We start from the raw sequence: 19,290 nt of genomic DNA, 5'->3' as shown, positions 1-19,290 counted from the left end.
TCGGTCGAGGCCGGCCGCGAACCCGGCCGGACAAGGTCCGCGCCGACAAGGCGTACGGCTCCCGCGCGAACCGCACCTGCCTGCGCAGACGCGGCAAAGGAACGCCACGCGGTGGAGCGCGGGATCAACAGGCTCAAGCGCCACCGGGCCGTGGCGACTCGCTACGAGAAGCTCGCCGTCCGTTACGAGGCGACCGTGCTGGTCGCAGCCATCAACGAGTGGCTGTGACCAGCACTTTCGCCACGCCCTAGCGCGACCTGGATCCGAGGTCCGGCCGGCCCGAGCTCGACGCCGGGCCGGCCGGGCCGGATCCAGGAGACACCGTTACCCCCGCGGATCTTCGCCGCATCGTCCTGTCCATTCCACGGCAAAGGGGCACTTCTTGTACACCGATACCGCCGAAACACTGGAGAGCGCAGTCGATGCGGGCCGCAACCACACCTTGCGGGCAGCCGGAATCGCCACACCTGCACTGCGCGCCACGATTGAGACGCTCGGCAGCCGAATACGCCCGATCGTCGGTTACCACTTCGGCTGGCTGGACCTGGCGGGGCAGCCGACGGACCAGGGCAGCGGCAAGATGATTCGCGCGGCCCTGACCGTCCTCGCGGCGGAGGCCTGCGGGGGCGATGTCCAGCGGGCGGTGTGTGGCGCCGTCGCGGTCGAGTTGGTGCACAACTTCTCCCTGCTCCACGACGACGTCATGGACGGTGATCTCAAGCGCAGAGGACGCCCCACTGTCTGGGCCACGTTGGGTGTCCCGGCCGCGATCCTGGCCGGCGACGTTCTGCTCGCGCGTGGCTGCGCGATCCTGGAGGGCGACTCCGAGCACCGGACCTGGGCCACCAAGCTGCTCACCGAGACGATCGCGACGCTCGCCGAAGGGCAGATGGCGGATGTGGCGTTCGAGCACCGCACGACCATCTCGCTGGAGGAGGCGCTGGCCGTCTCCGAGGCGAAGACCGCCGCGCTGCTGAGCTGCGCCTGCGAGCTGGGTGCGGGACTCTCCGGGGGCGGGGCCGAGGCTCGTGAGCGCCTGGCCAGGTTCGGATGGCATCTGGGGATGGCGTTCCAGCTGGTGGATGACGTCCTGGGCATCTGGGGCGACCCCGCGGCCACCGGCAAGCCGGCCGGTTCCGATCTGCGGAACAGGAAGAAGAGCATCCCGGTGGCCGCGGCGATGAACGGCACCGGCGCAGCCGCCGAGGAGTTGGCCGCGATCTACCGCGGCGCGGAGCCGCTGACCGACGAGATGGCCGACCGCGCCGCCAAGCTGATCGAGTCGGCCGGCGGACGCGCGTGGACGGAAGCCGAGATCGACCGGCACAGGAGGGGTGCGGCGGATCAGCTGGAGGCTTTGGGCCTCACCGAGGAGCAACGCCGGCCGCTGCTGGCGATGGCCGACTATGTCGCTTTCAGGAACCACTGAAGAAACGTTCCGCCTAGCACATTCCTGGATTCCTGACGATGCGGTCTCACCGCGGCAACGACATGGGGAGCTGAGTGCGTTGACCCTTCCGACCTCGGTGGAGGAGGGCTCGAAGGCCCACCGGGCTCGCGCCGTCGGTACCGGTCGCGCTCATGCCAAGGCCATTCTGCTGGGAGAACACGCGGTCGTGTACGGGACCCCTGCGCTCGCGATGCCCATTCCCCAACTCGCGGTCACGGCAAGCGCAGGATGGTCCGGCCAATCCGCCGAGAGCCGGGGCGGTCCGACCTTCACCATGACCGGGTCGGCTTCCCGCGCGGTCACGGCGCAGGCCTTGGACGGTCTGCGACGTCTGACAGCCGCGTTCAAGGCGCACATGGGAGTGACCGGCGGACAACACCTCGACGTCAGCCTCGACGGGGCGATTCCACCCGGCCGCGGGCTCGGCTCCAGCGCCGCGAACGCACGAGCGATCATCCTCGCCCTGGCCGACCTCGTCGGCCGGGAGCTGACCGAAGGCGAGGTGTTCGACCTGGTGCAGGAGGCCGAGAACCTGACGCACGGCCGGGCCAGCGGCGTCGACGCCATGACCGTCGGGGCCACCGCCCCGCTCCTCTTCCAGGCGGGCACGGCACAGGCGCTGGACATCGGCTGCGACGCACTGTTCGTCGTCGCGGACAGCGGAACCGCAGGGAGCACCAAGGAGGCGATCGAGCTGCTTCGCGCCGGATTCCGGGCCGGGACCGGAAAGGAGGAACGGTTCATGCGCCGTGCCGCGCAACTCGTCGACGATGCCAGGGCCTCCCTCGCCGAGGGCGAACCCGAGGCATTCGGATCGTGCCTGACCGAGTATCACGGCCTGCTGCGCGGGGCGGGTTTGAGCACCGACCGGATCGATGCGCTGGTGGATGCCGCGCTGCAGGCCGGCAGCCTGGGCGCCAAGATCACCGGTGGTGGTCTGGGCGGTTGCGTTCTCGCGATGTCCCGCCCGGAGCGGGCCGGGGAAGTGGCCCGGCAGCTGCACGCTGCCGGTGCCGTACGCACGTGGGCCGTACAGCTGAGGAGGTCCACTCATGAGTGCTGAACAACCGTCCGCCCTGCTGTCCGCGCAGCGGACGGACATCGCGACAGCCGTTGCCCAGCCGAACATCGCGCTGATCAAGTACTGGGGCAAGAAGGACGAGCACCTGGTCCTGCCCCGTACCGACAGCCTGTCGATGACTCTGGACATCTTCCCGACGACCACCCGTGTCCAGCTCGCACCCGGCGCCGGGCAGGACACGGTGGCCTTCAACGGCGAGCCCGCGACGGGAGAGGCCGAGCGGCGCATCACCGCATTCCTCCGGCTGGTGCGGGAGCGGTCGGGGCGCACCGAACGGGCTCACGTCGACACGGAGAACACCGTCCCCACCGGGGCCGGCCTGGCCTCTTCGGCCAGCGGTTTCGCTGCCCTCGCCGTCGCCGCCGCCGCGGCGTACGGGCTCGGTCTCGACGCACGGGGCCTGTCCCGGCTGGCCAGACGCGGCTCCGGGTCGGCCTCTCGGTCGATCTTCGACGGGTTCGCCGTATGGCACGCCGGCCACGCCGGCGGCACTCCCGAGGAGGCCGATCTCAGCTCGTACGCCGAACCGGTGCCGGTCGTGGACCTGGAGCCGGCGCTGGTGGTCGCGGTGGTCAGCTCCGCCCCCAAGGCGGTGTCCAGCCGGGAGGCCATGCGGAGGACCGTGGACACCTCACCGCTGTACGAGCCGTGGGCGGTGTCCAGCCGGGCCGACCTGGCGGACATGCGAGCCGCGCTCGCCCGCGGCGACCTGCCGGCGGTGGGCGAGATCGCGGAGCGCAACGCCCTCGGCATGCACGCCACCATGCTGGCCGCACGCCCCGCCGTGCGCTACCTGTCACCTGCCTCGCTCGCCGTCCTCGACGGCGTTCTGCAGTTGCGGCGGGACGGCGTGCCGGCCTACGCGACGATAGACGCCGGTCCCAACGTGAAGGTGCTCTGCCCACGTTCGGACGCCGAGCGGGTCGCGAAAGCCCTGCGCGCCGCCGCCCCGGTCGGAGCGGTGCACATCGCCGGTCCGGGGCGGGGCGCCCGCCTGGTGGCGGAGGAATGCCGGTGACCGGCCCGCGCACGGTGACCCGGCGCGCTCCGGGCAAGCTCTTCGTCGCGGGTGAATACGCGGTGGTGGAACCGGGCAACCAGGCGATCCTGGTGGCAGTTGACCGGTACGTCACCGTCACCGTGTCCGACGGCGCCGCACCCGGTGTCGTCGTCTCCTCCGACATCGGAGCCGGCCCGGTGCACCACCCGTGGCAGGACGGGCGGCTGACAGGCGATACGGGCACACCTCATGTGGTGGCGGCGGTCGAGACCGTGGCCCGCCTCCTGGCCGAACGCGGCCGGTCCGTCCCGCCGTTGGCGGTGTCGATCAGCAGCACGCTGCACGAGGACGGCCGGAAGCTCGGACTGGGCTCCAGCGGCGCGGTGACCGTGGCGACGGTCAGTGCCGTCGCAGCCCATTGCGGACTGGAACTCACCGCCGAAGAACGCTTCCGGACGGCGCTGATCGCCTCCGCCCACATCGACCCCAAGGGATCCGGTGGAGACATCGCCACCAGCACCTGGGGCGGTTGGATCGCCTACCGGGCGCCCGACCGGGGCGTCGTACTCGACTTGACCCGCCGTCAGGGAGTCGAAGAGGCACTCCGGGCGCCGTGGCCGGGCTTCTCCGTACGACGGCTGTCGCCGCCCCGGAACCTCTGCCTTGAAGTCGGCTGGACCGGCAACCCCGTGTCCACCACGTCCCTCCTGACAGACCTGCAGCGGCGCACCTGGCGGGGCAGCCCCGCGTACCGGAAATACGTCGCGGCGACCGGCGAGCTCGTGCACGCCGCAGTCATCGCGCTGGAGGGCGGCGATACCGAGGGCCTGTTGCGGCAGGTCCGGCGGGCCCGTCACGAGATGGTCCGCCTCGACGACGAGGTCGGCCTCGGCATCTTCACCCCCGAACTGACGGCCCTCTGCGCCATCGCCGAACGCCTCGGAGGCGCCGCCAAGCCCTCGGGAGCCGGGGGCGGCGACTGCGGCATCGCGCTGCTGGACGCCGAGGCCCGCCACGACCGCTCACCGTTGCACAGGCGATGGGCCGCGGCCGGGGTGCTGCCGCTACCGGTGTCTCCCGCCACGGAAGGAGTCGAGGAATGAGCAGTGCCCAGCGCAAGGACGACCATGTCCGGCTCGCCACGGAGCAGCAGCGCGCGCACAGCGGACGCAACCAGTTCGACGACGTGTCGTTCGTCCACCACGCCCTCGCCGGAATCGACCGGCCGGACGTCCGCCTGGCCACGACGTTCGCCGGCATCACCTGGCGACTGCCGCTGTACATCAACGCGATGACGGGCGGCAGCACCAAGACCGGCGCCATCAACCGGGACCTGGCCATCGCCGCCCGGGAGACCGGCGCCGCCATCGCGTCCGGGTCCATGCACGCCTATTTCAGGGACCCCTCCTGCGCGGACACCTTCCGCGTGCTGCGCACCGAGAACCCCGACGGTTTCGTGATGGCGAACGTCAACGCGACCGCGTCCGTCGACAATGCCCGCCGTGCCGTCGACCTGATCGAGGCGAACGCCCTGCAGATCCACCTGAACACGGCGCAGGAGACGCCCATGCCGGAAGGCGACCGGTCGTTCGGGTCGTGGCCGGCCCAGATCGCGAACATCACGGCGGCCGTCGACGTCCCGGTGATCGTCAAGGAGGTCGGCAACGGGCTCAGCAGGCAGACCCTCCTGGCGCTGCCGGATCTGGGGGTACGGGTCGCCGACGTCAGCGGCCGCGGCGGCACCGACTTCGCCCGGATCGAGAACAGCCGGCGCGCCCTGGGCGACTACGCCTTCCTGCACGGCTGGGGACAGTCCACCCCGGCCTGTCTGCTGGACGCTCAGGACGTCGGCTTCCCCCTGCTGGCCTCCGGTGGGATCCGCAACCCGCTCGACGTCGCCCGCGCGCTCGCGCTCGGCGCCGGCGCCGTGGGCTCCTCGGGCGTATTCCTGCGCACGCTGATCGACGGGGGCGTATCCGCCCTGATCGCACAGATCTCCACCTGGCTGGACCAGCTCGCCGCGCTGCAGACCATGCTCGGTGCGCGGACCCCCGCCGACCTCACCCGCTGCGACGTGCTGATCCACGGCCCGCTCCGGTCCTTCTGCACGGACCGGGGCATAGACATCCGGCGGTTCGCCCAGCGCAGCAGCTCCGCCGACATCCGTTCCGAGATGACAGGAATCACACGATGACCGAAGCGCACGCCACCGCCGGCGTCCCGATGAGGTGGGTGGGGCCCGTCCGCATCTCGGGAAACGTCGCCACCATCGAAACCCAGGTGCCGCTGGCCACCTACGAGTCTCCGCTCTGGCCTTCGGTCGGCCGCGGCGCGAAGGTGTCCCGGCTGACCGAGAAGGGCATCGTCGCCACGCTCGTCGACGAGCGCATGACCCGTTCCGTGCTCGTCGAGGCGACCGACGCGCTCACCGCACTCTCCGCGGCACGGACCATCGAGGCCCGCATCGACGAGCTGCGCGAGCTGGTCCGCGGCTGCAGCCGGTTCGCCCAGCTGATCGGCATCCGGCATGAGATCACCGGAAACCTGCTGTTCGTCCGGTTCGAGTTCAGCACCGGTGACGCCTCCGGGCACAACATGGCGACCCTGGCTTCCGACGTGCTCCTCCAACACCTGCTGGAAACGATTCCCGGCATCTCCTACGGGTCGATCTCCGGGAACTACTGCACGGACAAGAAGGCCACCGCCATCAACGGCATCCTGGGCCGCGGCAAGAACGTCGTCACCGAGCTGCTCGTGCCGCGTGACGTGGTGGCCGACGTCCTGAACACCAGCGCCGCGAAGATCGCCGAGCTGAACCTCCGCAAGAACCTGCTCGGGACCCTTCTCGCAGGCGGCATCCGATCGGCGAACGCCCACTACGCGAACATGCTGCTCGCGTTCTATCTGGCAACCGGTCAGGACGCGGCGAACATCGTCGAGGGCTCCCAGGGCGTCGTCACGGCCGAGGACCGCGACGGCGACCTCTACTTCGCCTGCACACTGCCGAACCTCATCGTCGGCACGGTCGGCAACGGCAAGGGCCTGGGCTTCGTGGAGACCAACCTGAACCGGCTCGGCTGCCGTGCGTCCCGCGAGCCTGGCGAGAACGCCCGCCGGCTCGCCGTCATCGCGGCGGCCACGGTGCTCTGCGGGGAGCTGTCGCTGCTCGCGGCGCAGACCAACCCCGGCGAACTGATGCGTGCGCATGTCCAACTGGAACGAGGCCACAAGACCGCGAAGGCAGGTGTCTAGAGCATGCCCCTCGCCATAGGCATCCATGATCTGTCGTTCGCCACCAGCGAGTTCGTGCTGCCGCACACCGCCCTCGCCGCTCACAACGGAACCGAGATCGGCAAGTACCACGTGGGCATCGGCCAGGAGTCGATGAGCGTCCCGGCCGCCGACGAGGACATCGTGACCCTGGCCGCGACGGCTGCCGCACCGGTCATCGCCCGGCACGGCAGCGACCGGATCCGCACGGTCGTGCTCGCGACCGAATCGTCGATCGACCAGGCGAAGTCGGCCGGTGTGTACGTCCACTCCCTGCTCGGACTGCCGTCGGCCACCCGCGTCGTGGAGCTGAAGCAGGCCTGCTACGGGGCCACGGCCGGCCTGCAGTTCGCCATCGGCCTGGTGCAGCGCGATCCCTCCCAGCAGGTTCTCGTCATCGCCAGTGACGTCTCCAAGTACGACCTGGACAGCCCCGGTGAGGCGACGCAGGGCGCCGCCGCGGTCGCCATGCTCGTCGGCGCCGATCCGGGGCTGGTGCGCATCGAGGATCCGTCGGGCCTGTTCACCGTCGATGTCATGGACTTCTGGCGGCCGAACTACCGCACCACGGCTCTGGTCGACGGCCGGGAATCCATCGGCGCCTACCTCCAGGCGGTGGAGGGGGCCTGGAAGGACTACTCGGAGCGGGGCGGCCACTCCCTGGAGCAGTTCGCCGCGTTCTGCTACCACCAGCCGTTCACCAAGATGGCTCACAAGGCCCACCGGCACCTGCTGAACTACTGCAGCCACGACGTTCACAACGACGACGTCACGCGTGCCGTCGGCCGGACCACCGCCTACAACCGGGTGATCGGGAACAGCTACACCGCGTCCGTCTACCTGGGCCTCGCCGCGCTCCTCGACCAGGCCGACGACCTGACCGGTGAGCGCATCGGATTCCTCAGCTACGGTTCCGGCAGCGTCGCCGAGTTCTTCGGCGGGACCATCGTCGCCGGATACCAGGACCGGCTGCGGACGGAGGCGAACATCGAGGCAGTCTCCCGGCGACGGCCCATCGACTACGTCGGCTACCGCGAGCTGCACGAGTGGGCTTTCCCCCTCGACGGCGGCGACCACGCCACCCCGCAGCAGACCACGGGACCGTTCCGGCTGTCCGGTATCAGCGGCCACAAGCGCCTCTACCAAGCGTGCTGACCGGAGCAGCCCTGGGCCTTGTCCTGGCGATCAGTTGAGTCGTTGCTACGACTATGGGGAGCAGGAGTGATCTGACGGATGCCCGGTGGGAGCGGCCGGAGCCGCTCCTGCCGGTGAGCAACGGCGTTGTGGCAGGTGGCGGGACCATCGGCAGGTTGTGAACTGCGGCGGGTCCGGGCGGACCTGATCGACCGGCTGGCGGAGGTGGTGCGGGAGGTGAGGCGCTCGGCCGCTCGCGCGGCGGCTTCACCACCAGGATCCACCTGAGCGCGGACGGCCGCTGCCGGGTGAGAAGGCCGACCAGGCCGCCAACCGGGTCCGGGCCGGCCGCCCGGTTTCGACAAGGGATCGTCAGGACACCGCCTAGATGTAGCCCTCGCGCAGGGCGTAGGCCACCGCGTGGGCGCGGTTGCGGAGTTGGAAGCGGGTGGTGACGGTGTGGATGATGTTCTTGATCGTCCGCTCCGAGTAGAGGAGTTTGACGGCGATCTCCCCGGTGTCCATGCCGTCGGCGACCAGGCGCAGGACGTCGACCTCGCGGGGCAGCATGCCGTAGTCGGCGGGGTTGTTGTCCGGGCCGTCGCCGGTGCGTCGGCGGCCCATGCAGCCGATCAGTTTGCCGAGCAGGTCCGGGGGCAGGTCGCCGTGGCCGCGGACGGCGGTGCGGACGGCCTGGCGCAGGCGTTCGCCGGTGACCTCGCGGCGCCACAGGATGGTGGTGACGCCGAGCGAGACGACGTTGAGCAGCTCGGGCTCCTGGATCCGGTCCAGGATCAGCACCACGCGCGTCCGTTCGGCCTTGACCAGCCGGGACAGGCCGGCCATGGCGGCCTCGTCGAAGGTGTCGGCGACCAGCAGCGCGACGCCGGTGCCGGCCTGGTGGTGGTCCTCCTCGACGAGCGATATCTCCGGGCACTGCCGGAGGTAGCTCACCACTCCGGCTCGGGAGAGCGGGTCCAGGGCGTGGACGGCGACCGGGATCGGCCGGGCGGTCTGGGCCGGGATCGTTCGGGCGGTCTGCGTCGGGATCGTTCGGGTCGTCGTCGCGCGGACGTCGTCGGCGTACTGAAGCACGGCGCTGGATTCCTTTCGTTGCGCTTGGCGGTGCGCCCACCGCCCCCCACTGGCGGCGGCGCACCGTCGGAACCGGTCGGCTGGCGTCGTCCGCACGAGACGCCGTCTCTCCTCCTCCTGCGGCCCGGCTGGCACCGCGGGAGCTCCCGTGTCCGTCTGAGGTCCGACGGACATGTGCACCGGGGCCGAAGCTATCCGCCGCCGATCAATAAAAGATTGACGGATCCGCATCCGCGTCATCGGTTCCCGTTCGGCGGGGGAAGTTTTCTTTTTTTTCCGGGCCCGCCGGGCGGACGGTCCGCGGCGCGGCCGTTTCCGCGACCGGTCGCGGCGGAATCGAAAGCGCGCGGACGGGTGGCCGACAAGGCCCCGGCGCGGCGGCGGAATTGCCCCGCCCCGGCGCCGCGGCCGGTTGGTCGGAACCGCTACCGTCTGACGATGACGGAAATCGGAGAGCCCCGCGGCACGTCGGCTTCGGAGCCGGACGGCGGGGAGCGGCTGCGCCTGGGTCTGCTCGGGCCGGTGCAGGCCTGGTGCGGGGAACGCGAGTTGGAGCTCGGTCCGCCGCAGCAGCGGGCGCTGCTCACCGCGTTGGCGCTGCGGGCGCGCCGGATCGTGTCGGTCGACGAGCTGCTCGACGCGCTGTGGGAGGAGCCGCCGGCCCGGGCCGCCACCGTCGTACGGACGTACGTGTCGCGGCTGCGGCGGGTGCTGGAGCCGGACCGGGTGCACCCGTCGGTGCTGGTGTCGTCGGGCAGCGGCTACGTGCTGCGGCTCCCGGCGGACTGCGTGGACGCCGAGGTGTTCGAGGACCGGGTCGCGGCGGCGGGCCGGGCCCGCGCGCTGGGGGACGTCGCGGGGGCGCTCGGGCTGCTGCGGGAGGCGTGCGGGCTGTGGCACGGCGAGCCGCTGGCCGGGCTGCCGGGGCCGTTCGCCCAGGCGCACCGGGCCCGGCTGGTCGAGCGTCGGCTGAACGCCGTCCAGGCCTGGCTGGAGACCGAGTTGGAGGCCGGGCGGCACGCGGAGGTGATCGGTGAACTGACCGTGTGGGTCAGCCAGTACCCGCTGCTGGAGCCGATGCGGGAGCTGCTGATGCTGGCGCTGTACCGCAGCGGGCGGCAGGGCGAGGCGCTGGGCGTGTACGCGGACGCCCGCCGCACGCTGCTGGAGCAGCTGGGGGTCGATCCGGGGCCGCGGCTGCGCGAGCTGCACCTGGGCGTCCTGTCGGGCGATCCGCAGCTGGCCGCGCCGGCCGCCGAGCCCGCGCCGGTGGTCGAGGCGGGCGGCGGGCCGACCGGGCCGGTGCCGGTCGCGCCGGCCCAGCTGCCCGCCGACCTCTCCGACTGGACCGGCCGGGACGAGCTGTGCGCGGCGCTGTGCGCGGACCTGGCGCCCGGCGGTCCGGCCATGCCGGTGGTGGGGGTGTCGGGCCTGGGCGGGGTCGGCAAGTCGACGTTGGCGGTGCACGTCGCGCACGCGGTGGGCGGGCTGTACCCGGACGGTCAGCTGTACGTGAACCTGCAGGGGGCGGGGGCGTTCCCGGCCGATCCGGGCGAGGTGCTGGCCGGTTTCCTCGGCGCGCTGGGCGTGGCCGACGCGGCGATCCCGCAGGGGACGGCGGAGCGGGCCGCCCTGTTCCGGTCCCGGGTGGCGGGCCTGCGGGTGCTGATCGTGCTGGACGACGCCCGCGACAGCCGGCAGATCGGGCCGCTGCTGCCCGGCAGCCGCTCCTGCGCGGTGCTGGTGACCGGCCGGGCCTGGCTGTCGGGGGTTCCGATGACCCGTCGGGTCGCCCTGGAGCCGCTGACCTCGGAGGAGTCGGTGCGGCTGCTCACCGCGATCGCCGGGGCGTCCCGGGTGGCGGCCGAGCCGGCGGCGGCCCGGCGGTTGGCGGCGGCCTGCGGGTTCCTGCCGCTGGCGGTGCGGACGGCGGCGTCCCGGCTGGCGGCCCGTCCGGCCTGGCAGCTGTCGCACATGGCGGACCGGCTGGCCTCGGAGCGGCGGCGGCTGGCCGAGCTGGAGACCGGGGAGCTGGCGGTCGCCGCGTCGTTCCGGCTCAGCTACGACCAGCTCGACCCGGAGACCGCCCGCGCGTTCCGGCTGCTGTCGCTGGCGGACGGCCCGGGCGTGTCCTCGGCGGCGGCCGCGGTGCTGCTGGAGCTGCCGGAGCCGGCGGCCGAGCGGCTGGCCGAGGCGCTGACCGACCTGGGGCTGCTGTCCTGCCCGTTCCCGGGCCGCTACCAGTACCACGACCTGCTGCGGCTGTTCGCCCGCGAGCTGGTCCGGGAGGTGGACGGGGAGGCTGTCGGGCGGGCCGCCGTCGAGCGGCTGCTGCGGCACTACCTGGCGGCGGTGGCGGGCCTGTACCGGGTGGTCCGGCCCGGCTACCCGTTCCCGGACCTGGTGGCGGCGGAGGTCGCCGGGCCGGCGCCCGCCGTTCCGGCCTTCGCCGGGCCGGCCGAGGGGCTGCGCTGGGCCCGGCGGGAGGTCGCCGCCGTGCTGGCGGTCGCCGAGCAGGTCACCCGGGACCCGGACGGCCCGCTGGCGGTGGTCGCGGACCTGACGCTGGTGCTGATCCAGCTGATCGACCTGGGCATGGCCGTGCCGGAGCTGTGCGACCTGGCCGGACGGGTGGCCGAGGCCGCCGGGGCGGCGGGCCTGCCGGTCAGCGAGGCGCGGGCCCGGTACACGCTGATGTGGGCGCAGCGGGAGTTCCAGCGGACCTGGCAGGCCCGGTCCGAGGCGGCCCGGGTGGTGACGCTGGCCCGGCGGACGGGGCAGCCGGAGCTGCTGCCGGGGGCGCTGGTCGTGCTGGCGCTGGCCGGTCTCCCGCGCTGCACCGACGAGGAGGTCACCGTCTGGTGCGACGAGGCCGTCGCGCTGAGCGTCGAGCTGGGCAACCGGTCCTCGCACGCCTTCGTCGAGGGGATGGCCGCGCTGGCCGACCTGGCCGTCGACCGGCCGGAGTCGGCCCTGGCCAGGGCCGAGCGCAGCCTGGTGACGTTCCGGGAGCTGGGCGACTTCGTCGGCCAGGTGCACATGCTGTACGCGCGGGCGACGGCGCTGCACGGGATGGGCCGGTTCGAGGAGGCGTGCGAGGACTTCCGGGAGTGCCTGGGGGCGCTGCGCGCGCTCGGCGCCCGGGACCGGATGCCGGGCGTGCTGCTGGGCCTGGCCGAGTCCTGCCGGGCCGCCGGGCTGCCGGCCCGGGCGCTGGAGGCGGCCGAGCAGGCGCTGGCGATCGCCCGGAAGGCCGGCCTGGAGCACCGCGGGGCGAACGCGCTGGCCGCCATCGAGCGGGCGCTGTTCGACCTCGGGGAGCGCGACCGCGGCCGGGCCTGCCTGGCGTAGCCGGCCCTTCCGGGGCGGTCCGGAAGTAAAGGTCTTCGCCGTCTCCGGAACATCTCCACCGCAAATCCGTTATCTTCCCGAGATATTCGGCGCAGGCTGCGCAACGATCATCACGGATCAATTTCGGAGTGAACGCCCGCGCGGCGAATTGACATTCCGGAGATCATTCGCTCGGGGCGGGCGCCGGGCCATCGGACTTCGAGTACGGAAGTCGGGCCGCACCGGCCGCCGACGATTCCCGGCCGGATTCCGCACGACCGTTCTCCGTTCACCTGGAGGACCCCCGTGCGCACTCGAACCATTTCGCGCAGAGGCCCGCCCGGGAGCCGGCCCGAGGCCGCCCCGGGGCAGGGCCGGCTGCCCCATCGGGCAGTGTCGGCGGGCGGTGCGGGCGGCCCGGGAGCAGAGCGTTGACACTCCGGATTGGTCCAGTCCACTGTGGGGCGACCAGGTCATCCACGGTGCCGCCGCAGCCCTCCGCCCGCGCCGGCGAGCTCGTCCGGGACGGCGCGACGGACCGGCCCCGGCCGCTCCCCCCGCTCGACCGCCGAGCGCCGCAACGAATCTGACGATCAGACGGAGCTTCCCATCACCATGCAACGAGTCTGCCTCGCCCTGCCCACCATGCGGGCCTGCCCCGGCACCATCGCGGACCTCACCGAGGAGGCGGCCTACGCCGTCGAGACCTTCGGGGTCGAGGTCCACCTCCTCGTCCTCGACACCACCGAGGACGCCGAGTTCGCGAAGAACGCGGACGCCGTGGCCTCGCTGACGCCCGCCCCCGGCGTGTTCGTCCACCACCTCGGCAACGAGGCGCAGCGCGAGTTCTTCCTCGACGTGGCGCGGCGCTCCGGCGGCGCCGACCCCGAGCTGCTGCTCGACCTGATGCTGCCGCCGACCGTCGCGTACGGCTCCTGCGTGAACCGGATCTTCCTGGGCGCCGCCGCCCTGGGCTGCACCTCGGCGCACCTGCGCAACGACGACTTCGACTACCAGGTCGTCGACGGCGAGAAGATGTTCCCGATCCACCACGAGCTGCTGTCGATCGGCAAGCCGGCCGGCCAGGCGGTGGCCGGCGTGGCCCGCTCCGAGCTCGACCCGGCGGACGCGGACAAGCCGGTGATGCTGGTCAGCGCCGCCTTCATGGGCGAACTCAACGTGGACATCGGCGAGATCAACGAGCTGGACCCGGAGGTCTACCGGGACCTGGTGCGACTGTGGACGCCGCGGGTGTGGACCCGGGAGCAGCAGGACGCCATGGTGGACATCTCCTTCAAGGGCGCCGAGCCTGAGACCTTCGACAGCGACGACTCGGTGCTCGGCGTGCCCGACATCTGGGACGTCTACATGTGCAACGTCGCCCTGGACCACCGGGGTTACGAGGTGCTGCCGCTGGTGCCGTCGCTGCGCACCATCGGCGCCGACTACGCGCTGCTGCACGCCCTGGTGCACTCCAAGCTGCCCGCCGTCATCCACAAGCGGCACATCGTCAACTACTACACGCCCGAACGCCGGGTCGGCGCCGGATTCGTCTCGTACCAGCTGCGCTTCGTCAAGATGCTGCTCTCGATGCTGTACCTGTACCCGGTCTACGGTCAGATGATCGACCTCGGCCGCGGGCTGCTGGACGAGCGGCACGAGCTGCTGGTCGAGCCGATCCTCGGTCTGGTGCGGGGCACCGTCGACCTGGACCGGGACGTGAACGAGCAGTGCCTGGACGAGGTGGACCGGCTCTACCGCAAGCTGGGCGGCAAGTACGCCGAGCTGGCGGACGTGGTGGCCGGGCAGCGGCAGCAGCTGCTGGACGAGGCCCGGGAGGACGCCGAGCGCTGGGCCGTGCTGATCGAGGCCTGGGCCCCGATGGTGGCCGCCGCCCGCGAGCGGGGGCTCGGCGGGTGAGCGGGGAGTTCCTGATCCGTCAACTGGCCGACGGGGACTGGGACGCGGTGGTCGCGCTGGAGCACGACGCCTACGCGGCCGACGGTCTGTCGGAGGGCCGGGAGGCGCTGCAGTCCCGGGCCCGCTGCTCGCCGGAGACCTGCTACGTGCTGGAACAGCACGGCGTCGTCCGCGGCTACCTGCTGAGCCTGCCGTACCCGCCGCTGCGCTGCCCGGACCTCGCCGTGGCGGAGGCCGGGGCGTTCGAGTCGGACAACCTGCACGTCCACGACCTGGTGCTGGCCGAGGAGCTGCGCGGCCGGGAGCTCGCCGCGCACCTGATGGAGCACGCGCAGGCGCGGGCGGCGGAGGGGGGCTTCGCGCAGATCTCGATGATCGCTGTGCGCGGCTCCGACATCCTGCTGCGCTTCTACGGCTACCGCGCGCACCGGGAGGTGGCCGTGCCCGCGTCCTACGGGCGGCGTGCGGTCTACATGTCGAGGCCGGTGGGCTGACCGCGGCAGTACCCGAGGAGCCCGACCGGCCTGGCTGCCGGTCGGGCTCAACGCGTCTGCGCGGCAAGGGAGTTCGGTTCAGTAGGGCGCGGCCCAGGTACGGTGGCGGACGGTGAAGGGGCGGTCCTCGTCGACGGCGACCGCCGCGCGGAACGGGCCCGGGACGGGGACGTCGGCGAGCCGGAGCGGGCCGGGGCCGAGCGGGCCCGGGTCGGCCAGGCGCAGCGGGGAGGGGCCGGCCAGCGGGAGGCCGAGGCCCTGGGCGAGCCGGCCGCCGTAGACCTTGACGCAGGCCTCGCGGCGGCACCAGAGCCGGGTGAACCGGTCGGCGCCGTCGGCCGGGGTGCGCGCGTCGAGGACGAGTGCCGCGTCGGCGGGCGGGAAGTGCCGGCGGGCGATCCGGATGCCGACGCCGGGCGGGCGGAGCTGCTCGACGTCCGCGCCGACCCGGCGCCCGTCCGCGACGGCGAGCAGCGCGAGGGCGCCCGAGGCGGACCAGTTGACGTCGATCCGGCCGCCGGCCGCGGGGCTGGGCCTGCCGTGCGGGCCGCGTCGCCACGCCAGGTCGGCGGGCGCGACGTCGAGCCGTTCGGCGACCAGCAGCCGGACGGCGCCGCGGACCACGGTGAACCGCTCGCCCTGCCGCGGGTCGCGGGCCCGGTCGGCCCGCTCCCGTTCCTCGGCGTCGAGCAGGCCGTACAGCCGGCGGACGACGGCCGGGGGCTGGTCGGTGGGGATGCTCCAGACGTCGACGACGTCGGTGGCGCTTTCCCGCGCAGGGGCGTTCACGGCAGGGTCAGGGTGCTGAGCCGGCCCAGGCGGCGGTCGTGGTCGGCGACCAGCAGCGGGCCGGGCCCGGGGAGGCGGTCGGCGAGCAGGCTCCAGACGCCGGTGAACGGCTGTCCGGGGCGGGCCGCCCGGGCGCCTTCGGGGGTGTCGCCGGAGGCGAGGCCGGCGGCGAGCAACAGCCCGGCGTCCGGCCCGAGTCGACGGTGTTCGTCGAGGACGGAGCGCAGCGCCTGCGCGCCGTCCGGCTCGGCCTGCTGGCGGACCCGCATCCCCTCCCCCGGGGCCTCCTCGCAGACCAGGACGACGGCCCGGTGCTCGGCGGGCAGCTCGACGGGCTCGGCGGGCCGGTAGTGCAGGGCGCTCTGCTCGGCGAGCACGATCACGGCCCGCCGGCAGCCGCCGGTGCGGTGGTGGGCGGCGGCGATCCGCAGCGCGGCGAAGGCGGTGGCGCTGCCCTGGTCGCAGACGGCGAAGGCGGTCGGCTGTCCGGGGCAGTGGCGGCTGAGCCGGAGCGAGGAGGGCGCGGCGGGCAGGACGTCCGGGGAGGAGAAGGCCAGGATCAGCAGGTCCGCGGGTTCGCCCCCGGGCAGCGCCTGTTCGATCAGGCCGGCGGCCATCTCGCCGTAGTCGTGCCCGGCGCCTTCGGCCAGCAGGTCCTCGCGCAGCGGCAGGCCGTACGGGCGGACCAGGTCGCCGGTGAAGACGCGCAGGTCGGGGTGGAGCGCGGCGGCGGAGTGGCCGTCGAATCCGGCGGCGACCGCCCTGGTCACGCGCAGGCCGCGGGTCTCGGTGGGCATCGGGTCAGTCCTCGTCGGCGTAGTGCCCGACGACGTAGTCGGTGAGGCTGTCGACGGTGCGGATGTCGTCGATGCCGAGGTGCTCGACGTCGACCTGGATGGCGAGCGTCTCCTCGATGTCCAGGACCAGTTCGACGATGCCGGAGGAGGTGAGGCCGTAGTCGTCGAGGAAGCAGGCGTTCGCGGGGATGTCGGCGAGTTCGACGCCCAGGACGCGCGGCAGCACGTCCTCGATGCCGCGCCGGATGCGGCCGCGCACCTCGGGGTCGACCGACTCGGTGGTGGGCAGGGCGGAGTGTGACATGGGTGGACCGTCCAGTGCTGGGTGGAGAGGAACGAGGATGCGGCGGCGGCGCGTCAGTGCTGCAGGACCATGGCCGCGAAGGTGGCGCCGACGCCGGCGGCGGCGATCAGGTAGTGGTCGCCGGGCCGGAGCGCTCCGCCGGTGGTTGCGGTGCGGAGGTTGACGAAGGCGTCCGCGGCGAAGCTGTGTCCGACCGTGAGCACGTTGTCCAGGACCACCCGCTCGACGGGGTGGCCGAGTTGGCGGCAGATCATCCGCCAGGAGGCCTGGTTGACGTTGTGCGGGAGCAGCAGCGCGAGGTCGGAGAGGTCCAGACCGGCCTGGTCGAGCGCGGCCTGCACGGTCTCGATCATGGTGGGCTGGTACTCCCGCTGGTAGCGGACCATCAGCTCCGGGTCCTCGGCCGGCCGGCCGTAGAACTCGGGGCGCTGGCGGACCGCGTAGGACAGCACCCGGTTCCGGTCGCCGCCGGGGCTGACCAGGCAGGCCGTCGAGGCCTCGGCGAAGATCGTGGTGTCGGGGAGGACCTGGGCGTCCCGGGTGAAGGTCTTCTCCCCCGCCACCACCAGGGCCAGCGCCGACGGGTCGCCGTCGTCCGCGAGCAGTCGCCCGGCCAGGTCGACGACCAACAGCGAGGCGGCGCAGGCCTGTTGGGTGACAGTGAAGGCGTCGGCGCGGGTGAGGCCGAAGCGTTCTTTGAGCTGGTGCAGGGGGTTGAGCGGGTAGGGCACGGCGACCGGTGTGTTGCGGGCGTGCAGCAGGTACCGGACCCGGTGTTCGTTGCCGCGCAGTTCGGGCAGGGCCCGGACGGCGGCGTCCAGCAGGTCGAGCAGCGTCCCGTCCGGGTCCAGGCGCACCTGGTCCAGGCCGTGGAAGCGGCGGAAGAGTCGGAGTTGACGTGGGGTAAGGCCGATCCGGGCGCCCACGTCCTCGATCGATTCGAGTCGCGGGGGGAGGTGGACGGCCACTGCCTCCAGTGCGGTCACGCCGGTTAGTATTCCCACGCTCCGCGGGTCGCACAAGCGATCACCGCCCTGGAGCCCTCTCCCTCACCCCCGTTGCCGTCGAGCCGGTGGAGCCTTCCGATGACCGATCCCCAGCATTACTCCGCATACCGAGAAACCGCTTCCGACCTGGCCTCAAGGCCTCCCGCCGCCCTCGACCCGGGGTTGCTGGCCGCGCTGGCCGAGGCCGCCGACGCGCTGCCCGATTGGGCAGAGTCGCTCGCCCCCGAGGACCGACTCGACGGTGATCTCGCCCTGGACGAGAGCGAGTTCGCCGCCCTGGACGCGCTGCTGCGGGAGCGCTTCGGCGCCGACCTGGGCGCGCTGCGGGCCGGCCTCGGGCTGGACGGACTGGCTGCGCTGACCGTCGGCGACCTGGCGGAGCTGGTGCGCCGATGAGCCGCTTCCTGATGGCAGTGCCGCCGCTGGCCGGGCACGTCAATCCGGCGGCCGGGATCGCGAACGAGCTGGTCGCGCGCGGCCACGAGGTCGCCTGGACCGGCACCGGGACGATGCTGCGGCCGCTGCTCGGCCCCGACGCCCGGATCTTCGGCACCGGCAACCGGATGTTCCGGGCGATGGGCGGCCACGGCCTGGCCTCGCTGCGTTCGCTGTGGGAGGGCTTCGTCGTCCCGTACGCCAGGTTCACCCTGAAGCCGCTGGACGCGGTGGTCCGGGAGTTCCGGCCGGACGCGCTGCTGGTGGACCAGCACACCCCGGCGGGCGCGCTGGTCGCGCACCGGCACGGGCTGCCGTGGGCGACGCTGGCGCCGGGGGCAATGGAGCTGGGCCGCCCGTACCGGCACCTGCCGCAGGTCGAGGCCTGGACGGCGGGCCTGCTGGCGGGCCTGTGGGAGCGGGCGCAGCTGCCCGCCGAGGAATTCGCCGATCCGCGCCTCTCGCCGCACCTGGTGCTGGCCACCACCGGGCGGGCGCTGCTCGGCGACCTGCCGACGCTGCCGCAACTCGCCCTGGTGGGGCCGGTGCTGACCGAGCGGCCGGCCGACCCGGCGTTCCCGTGGGAGCGGCTGGAGCCGGGCCGGCGCACCGTGCTGGTCACCATGGGGACGATGTCGGACGCGGTCGGCGCGGACTTCCTGCACCGCACCGTCGAGGCGCTGGCGCTGCTCGGCGGGGACGTCCGGGCGGTGATCGCCGCGCCCCGCGGGGCACTGCCGGCTGCCCTTCCGGACTCCGTCACGGTGGTCGATCGGGCACCGGTCCTGGAGCTGCTGTCCAGGGGCGGGTTGGACGCGGTGCTCTGCCATGGTGGGATGAACACCGTGGTCGAGTCGCTGGCGCACGGTGTCCCCGTGCTGGCGGCGCCGATCCGCAACGACCAGCCGTTCGTGGCGCAGCGGGTCGTGGAGGCCGGGGCCGGCCTCCGGGTCCCGTTCGCTCGGGTCAGTCCGCCGGTGATCGCCGAGCGACTGCGGCGGGTGCTCGACGAGCCCTCCCACCGGACGGCCGCCGAGCTGATCGGTCGTCAACTTCTGTCCGGCGGAGGGGCGTCGACCGCCGCCGACCGGATGGAAGCGCTGGTCGCCCCCTGATTCCGCCTCGCGCCCGCCAATCCCGGCTTTCCGCACGGGAGTTGGCGGGCGCGAGCCCCCGCACACCGC

The 19,290-nt window shown here is 72.8% G+C and carries 17 protein-coding genes and 1 pseudogene; 13 read left to right on the top strand and 5 right to left on the bottom strand.

The window, feature by feature from the left end; genetic code table 11:
- Window positions 1–382 precede the first annotated feature (382 nt).
- The 8 genes and pseudogenes from IEZ12_RS21460 to IEZ12_RS40630 all read left to right on the top strand — a co-directional run.
- The gene (locus tag IEZ12_RS21460) at window positions 383–1,429 is read left to right on the top strand and encodes a polyprenyl synthetase family protein (RefSeq protein ID WP_229847749.1); all 1,047 of its coding nucleotides are present in this window, start codon (window positions 383–385) and stop codon (window positions 1,427–1,429) included.
- Between the two features lie 79 nt (window positions 1,430–1,508).
- A complete protein-coding gene (gene mvk, locus IEZ12_RS21455) occupies window positions 1,509–2,513 on the top strand; it encodes a mevalonate kinase (protein WP_229847748.1) in 1,005 nt (334 codons plus the stop codon).
- Window positions 2,503–3,549, top strand: coding sequence for a diphosphomevalonate decarboxylase (gene mvaD / locus IEZ12_RS21450; RefSeq protein ID WP_189273708.1), 1,047 nt, complete (start codon window positions 2,503–2,505; stop codon window positions 3,547–3,549). Before mvk ends, mvaD begins: the two co-directional genes overlap by 11 nt.
- A complete protein-coding gene (locus IEZ12_RS21445; RefSeq protein ID WP_229847747.1) occupies window positions 3,546–4,634 on the top strand; it encodes a phosphomevalonate kinase in 1,089 nt (362 codons plus the stop codon). Before mvaD ends, IEZ12_RS21445 begins: the two co-directional genes overlap by 4 nt.
- Window positions 4,631–5,725, top strand: coding sequence for a type 2 isopentenyl-diphosphate Delta-isomerase (gene fni, locus IEZ12_RS21440; protein ID WP_189273704.1), 1,095 nt, complete (start codon window positions 4,631–4,633; stop codon window positions 5,723–5,725). The genes IEZ12_RS21445 and fni overlap by 4 nt, the downstream gene beginning before the upstream one ends.
- The gene (locus tag IEZ12_RS21435) at window positions 5,722–6,783 is read left to right on the top strand and encodes a hydroxymethylglutaryl-coenzyme A reductase family protein (RefSeq protein ID WP_189273702.1); all 1,062 of its coding nucleotides are present in this window, start codon (window positions 5,722–5,724) and stop codon (window positions 6,781–6,783) included. Before fni ends, IEZ12_RS21435 begins: the two co-directional genes overlap by 4 nt.
- 3 nt (window positions 6,784–6,786) lie before the next feature.
- Entirely contained in the window at window positions 6,787–7,956 is a 1,170-nt protein-coding gene (locus IEZ12_RS21430) for a hydroxymethylglutaryl-CoA synthase (RefSeq protein WP_189273700.1), read from the top strand.
- Window positions 7,957–8,009: 53 nt separating this feature from the next.
- Window positions 8,010–8,119, top strand: a pseudogene (locus IEZ12_RS40630) (IS5/IS1182 family transposase); the annotation flags it as partial.
- 200 nt (window positions 8,120–8,319) lie between these two features.
- Here IEZ12_RS40630 and IEZ12_RS21425 read toward each other — a convergent pair.
- Window positions 8,320–9,030 (bottom strand): helix-turn-helix transcriptional regulator, encoded by a 711-nt coding sequence (locus tag IEZ12_RS21425; protein ID WP_229847746.1) that lies wholly within the window; start codon window positions 9,028–9,030, stop codon window positions 8,320–8,322.
- A gap of 438 nt (window positions 9,031–9,468) precedes the next feature.
- On the opposite strand from IEZ12_RS21425, the gene IEZ12_RS21420 reads away from it, so the two are divergent.
- The 3 genes from IEZ12_RS21420 (at window position 9,469) to IEZ12_RS21410 (ending at window position 14,774) form a co-directional block, all read left to right on the top strand.
- A complete protein-coding gene (locus IEZ12_RS21420; protein ID WP_189273698.1) occupies window positions 9,469–12,381 on the top strand; it encodes an AfsR/SARP family transcriptional regulator in 2,913 nt (970 codons plus the stop codon).
- 594 nt (window positions 12,382–12,975) lie between these two features.
- Window positions 12,976–14,280 (top strand): DUF6271 family protein, encoded by a 1,305-nt coding sequence (locus IEZ12_RS21415; RefSeq protein ID WP_189273695.1) that lies wholly within the window; start codon window positions 12,976–12,978, stop codon window positions 14,278–14,280.
- A complete protein-coding gene (locus IEZ12_RS21410; protein WP_189273693.1) occupies window positions 14,277–14,774 on the top strand; it encodes a GNAT family N-acetyltransferase in 498 nt (165 codons plus the stop codon). The genes IEZ12_RS21415 and IEZ12_RS21410 overlap by 4 nt, the downstream gene beginning before the upstream one ends.
- Before the next feature lie 78 nt (window positions 14,775–14,852).
- Here the strand turns inward: IEZ12_RS21410 and IEZ12_RS21405 are convergent, their stop codons facing one another.
- The 4 genes from IEZ12_RS21405 to IEZ12_RS21390 are packed head-to-tail and all read right to left on the bottom strand — an operon-like array spanning window position 14,853 to window position 17,650.
- Complete coding sequence (locus IEZ12_RS21405; RefSeq protein ID WP_189273691.1) at window positions 14,853–15,563, bottom strand: 4'-phosphopantetheinyl transferase family protein; 711 nt, start codon at window positions 15,561–15,563, stop codon at window positions 14,853–14,855.
- Window positions 15,560–16,360: a 2-hydroxy-acid oxidase gene (locus IEZ12_RS21400; RefSeq protein ID WP_189273689.1), complete on the bottom strand. Its 801-nt coding sequence runs from the start codon at window positions 16,358–16,360 to the stop codon at window positions 15,560–15,562. Before IEZ12_RS21400 ends, IEZ12_RS21405 begins: the two co-directional genes overlap by 4 nt.
- A 4-nt stretch (window positions 16,361–16,364) precedes the next feature.
- Window positions 16,365–16,664 carry an acyl carrier protein gene (locus IEZ12_RS21395; RefSeq protein ID WP_189273687.1) on the bottom strand — a complete coding sequence of 100 codons (300 nt, stop codon included), beginning with the start codon at window positions 16,662–16,664 and terminating at the stop codon, window positions 16,365–16,367.
- A gap of 53 nt (window positions 16,665–16,717) precedes the next feature.
- Window positions 16,718–17,650, bottom strand: coding sequence for a 3-oxoacyl-[acyl-carrier-protein] synthase III C-terminal domain-containing protein (locus IEZ12_RS21390; RefSeq protein WP_189273685.1), 933 nt, complete (start codon window positions 17,648–17,650; stop codon window positions 16,718–16,720).
- 99 nt (window positions 17,651–17,749) lie between these two features.
- Between IEZ12_RS21390 and IEZ12_RS21385 the strand changes: the two genes are divergently transcribed.
- The gene (locus tag IEZ12_RS21385) at window positions 17,750–18,067 is read left to right on the top strand and encodes a hypothetical protein (RefSeq protein ID WP_189273683.1); all 318 of its coding nucleotides are present in this window, start codon (window positions 17,750–17,752) and stop codon (window positions 18,065–18,067) included.
- The gene (locus IEZ12_RS21380; protein WP_189273681.1) at window positions 18,064–19,221 is read left to right on the top strand and encodes a glycosyltransferase; all 1,158 of its coding nucleotides are present in this window, start codon (window positions 18,064–18,066) and stop codon (window positions 19,219–19,221) included. Before IEZ12_RS21385 ends, IEZ12_RS21380 begins: the two co-directional genes overlap by 4 nt.
- The last annotated feature ends 69 nt before the right edge of the window (window positions 19,222–19,290 follow it).

The sequence above is a fragment of the Kitasatospora griseola genome (assembly GCF_014648555.1).
Taxonomy (GTDB): Bacteria; Actinomycetota; Actinomycetes; order Streptomycetales; family Streptomycetaceae; genus Kitasatospora; species Kitasatospora griseola.
The sequence above is the reverse complement of the archived record's forward strand: the minus strand, read 5'-3'. Positions and strand labels throughout refer to the sequence as shown.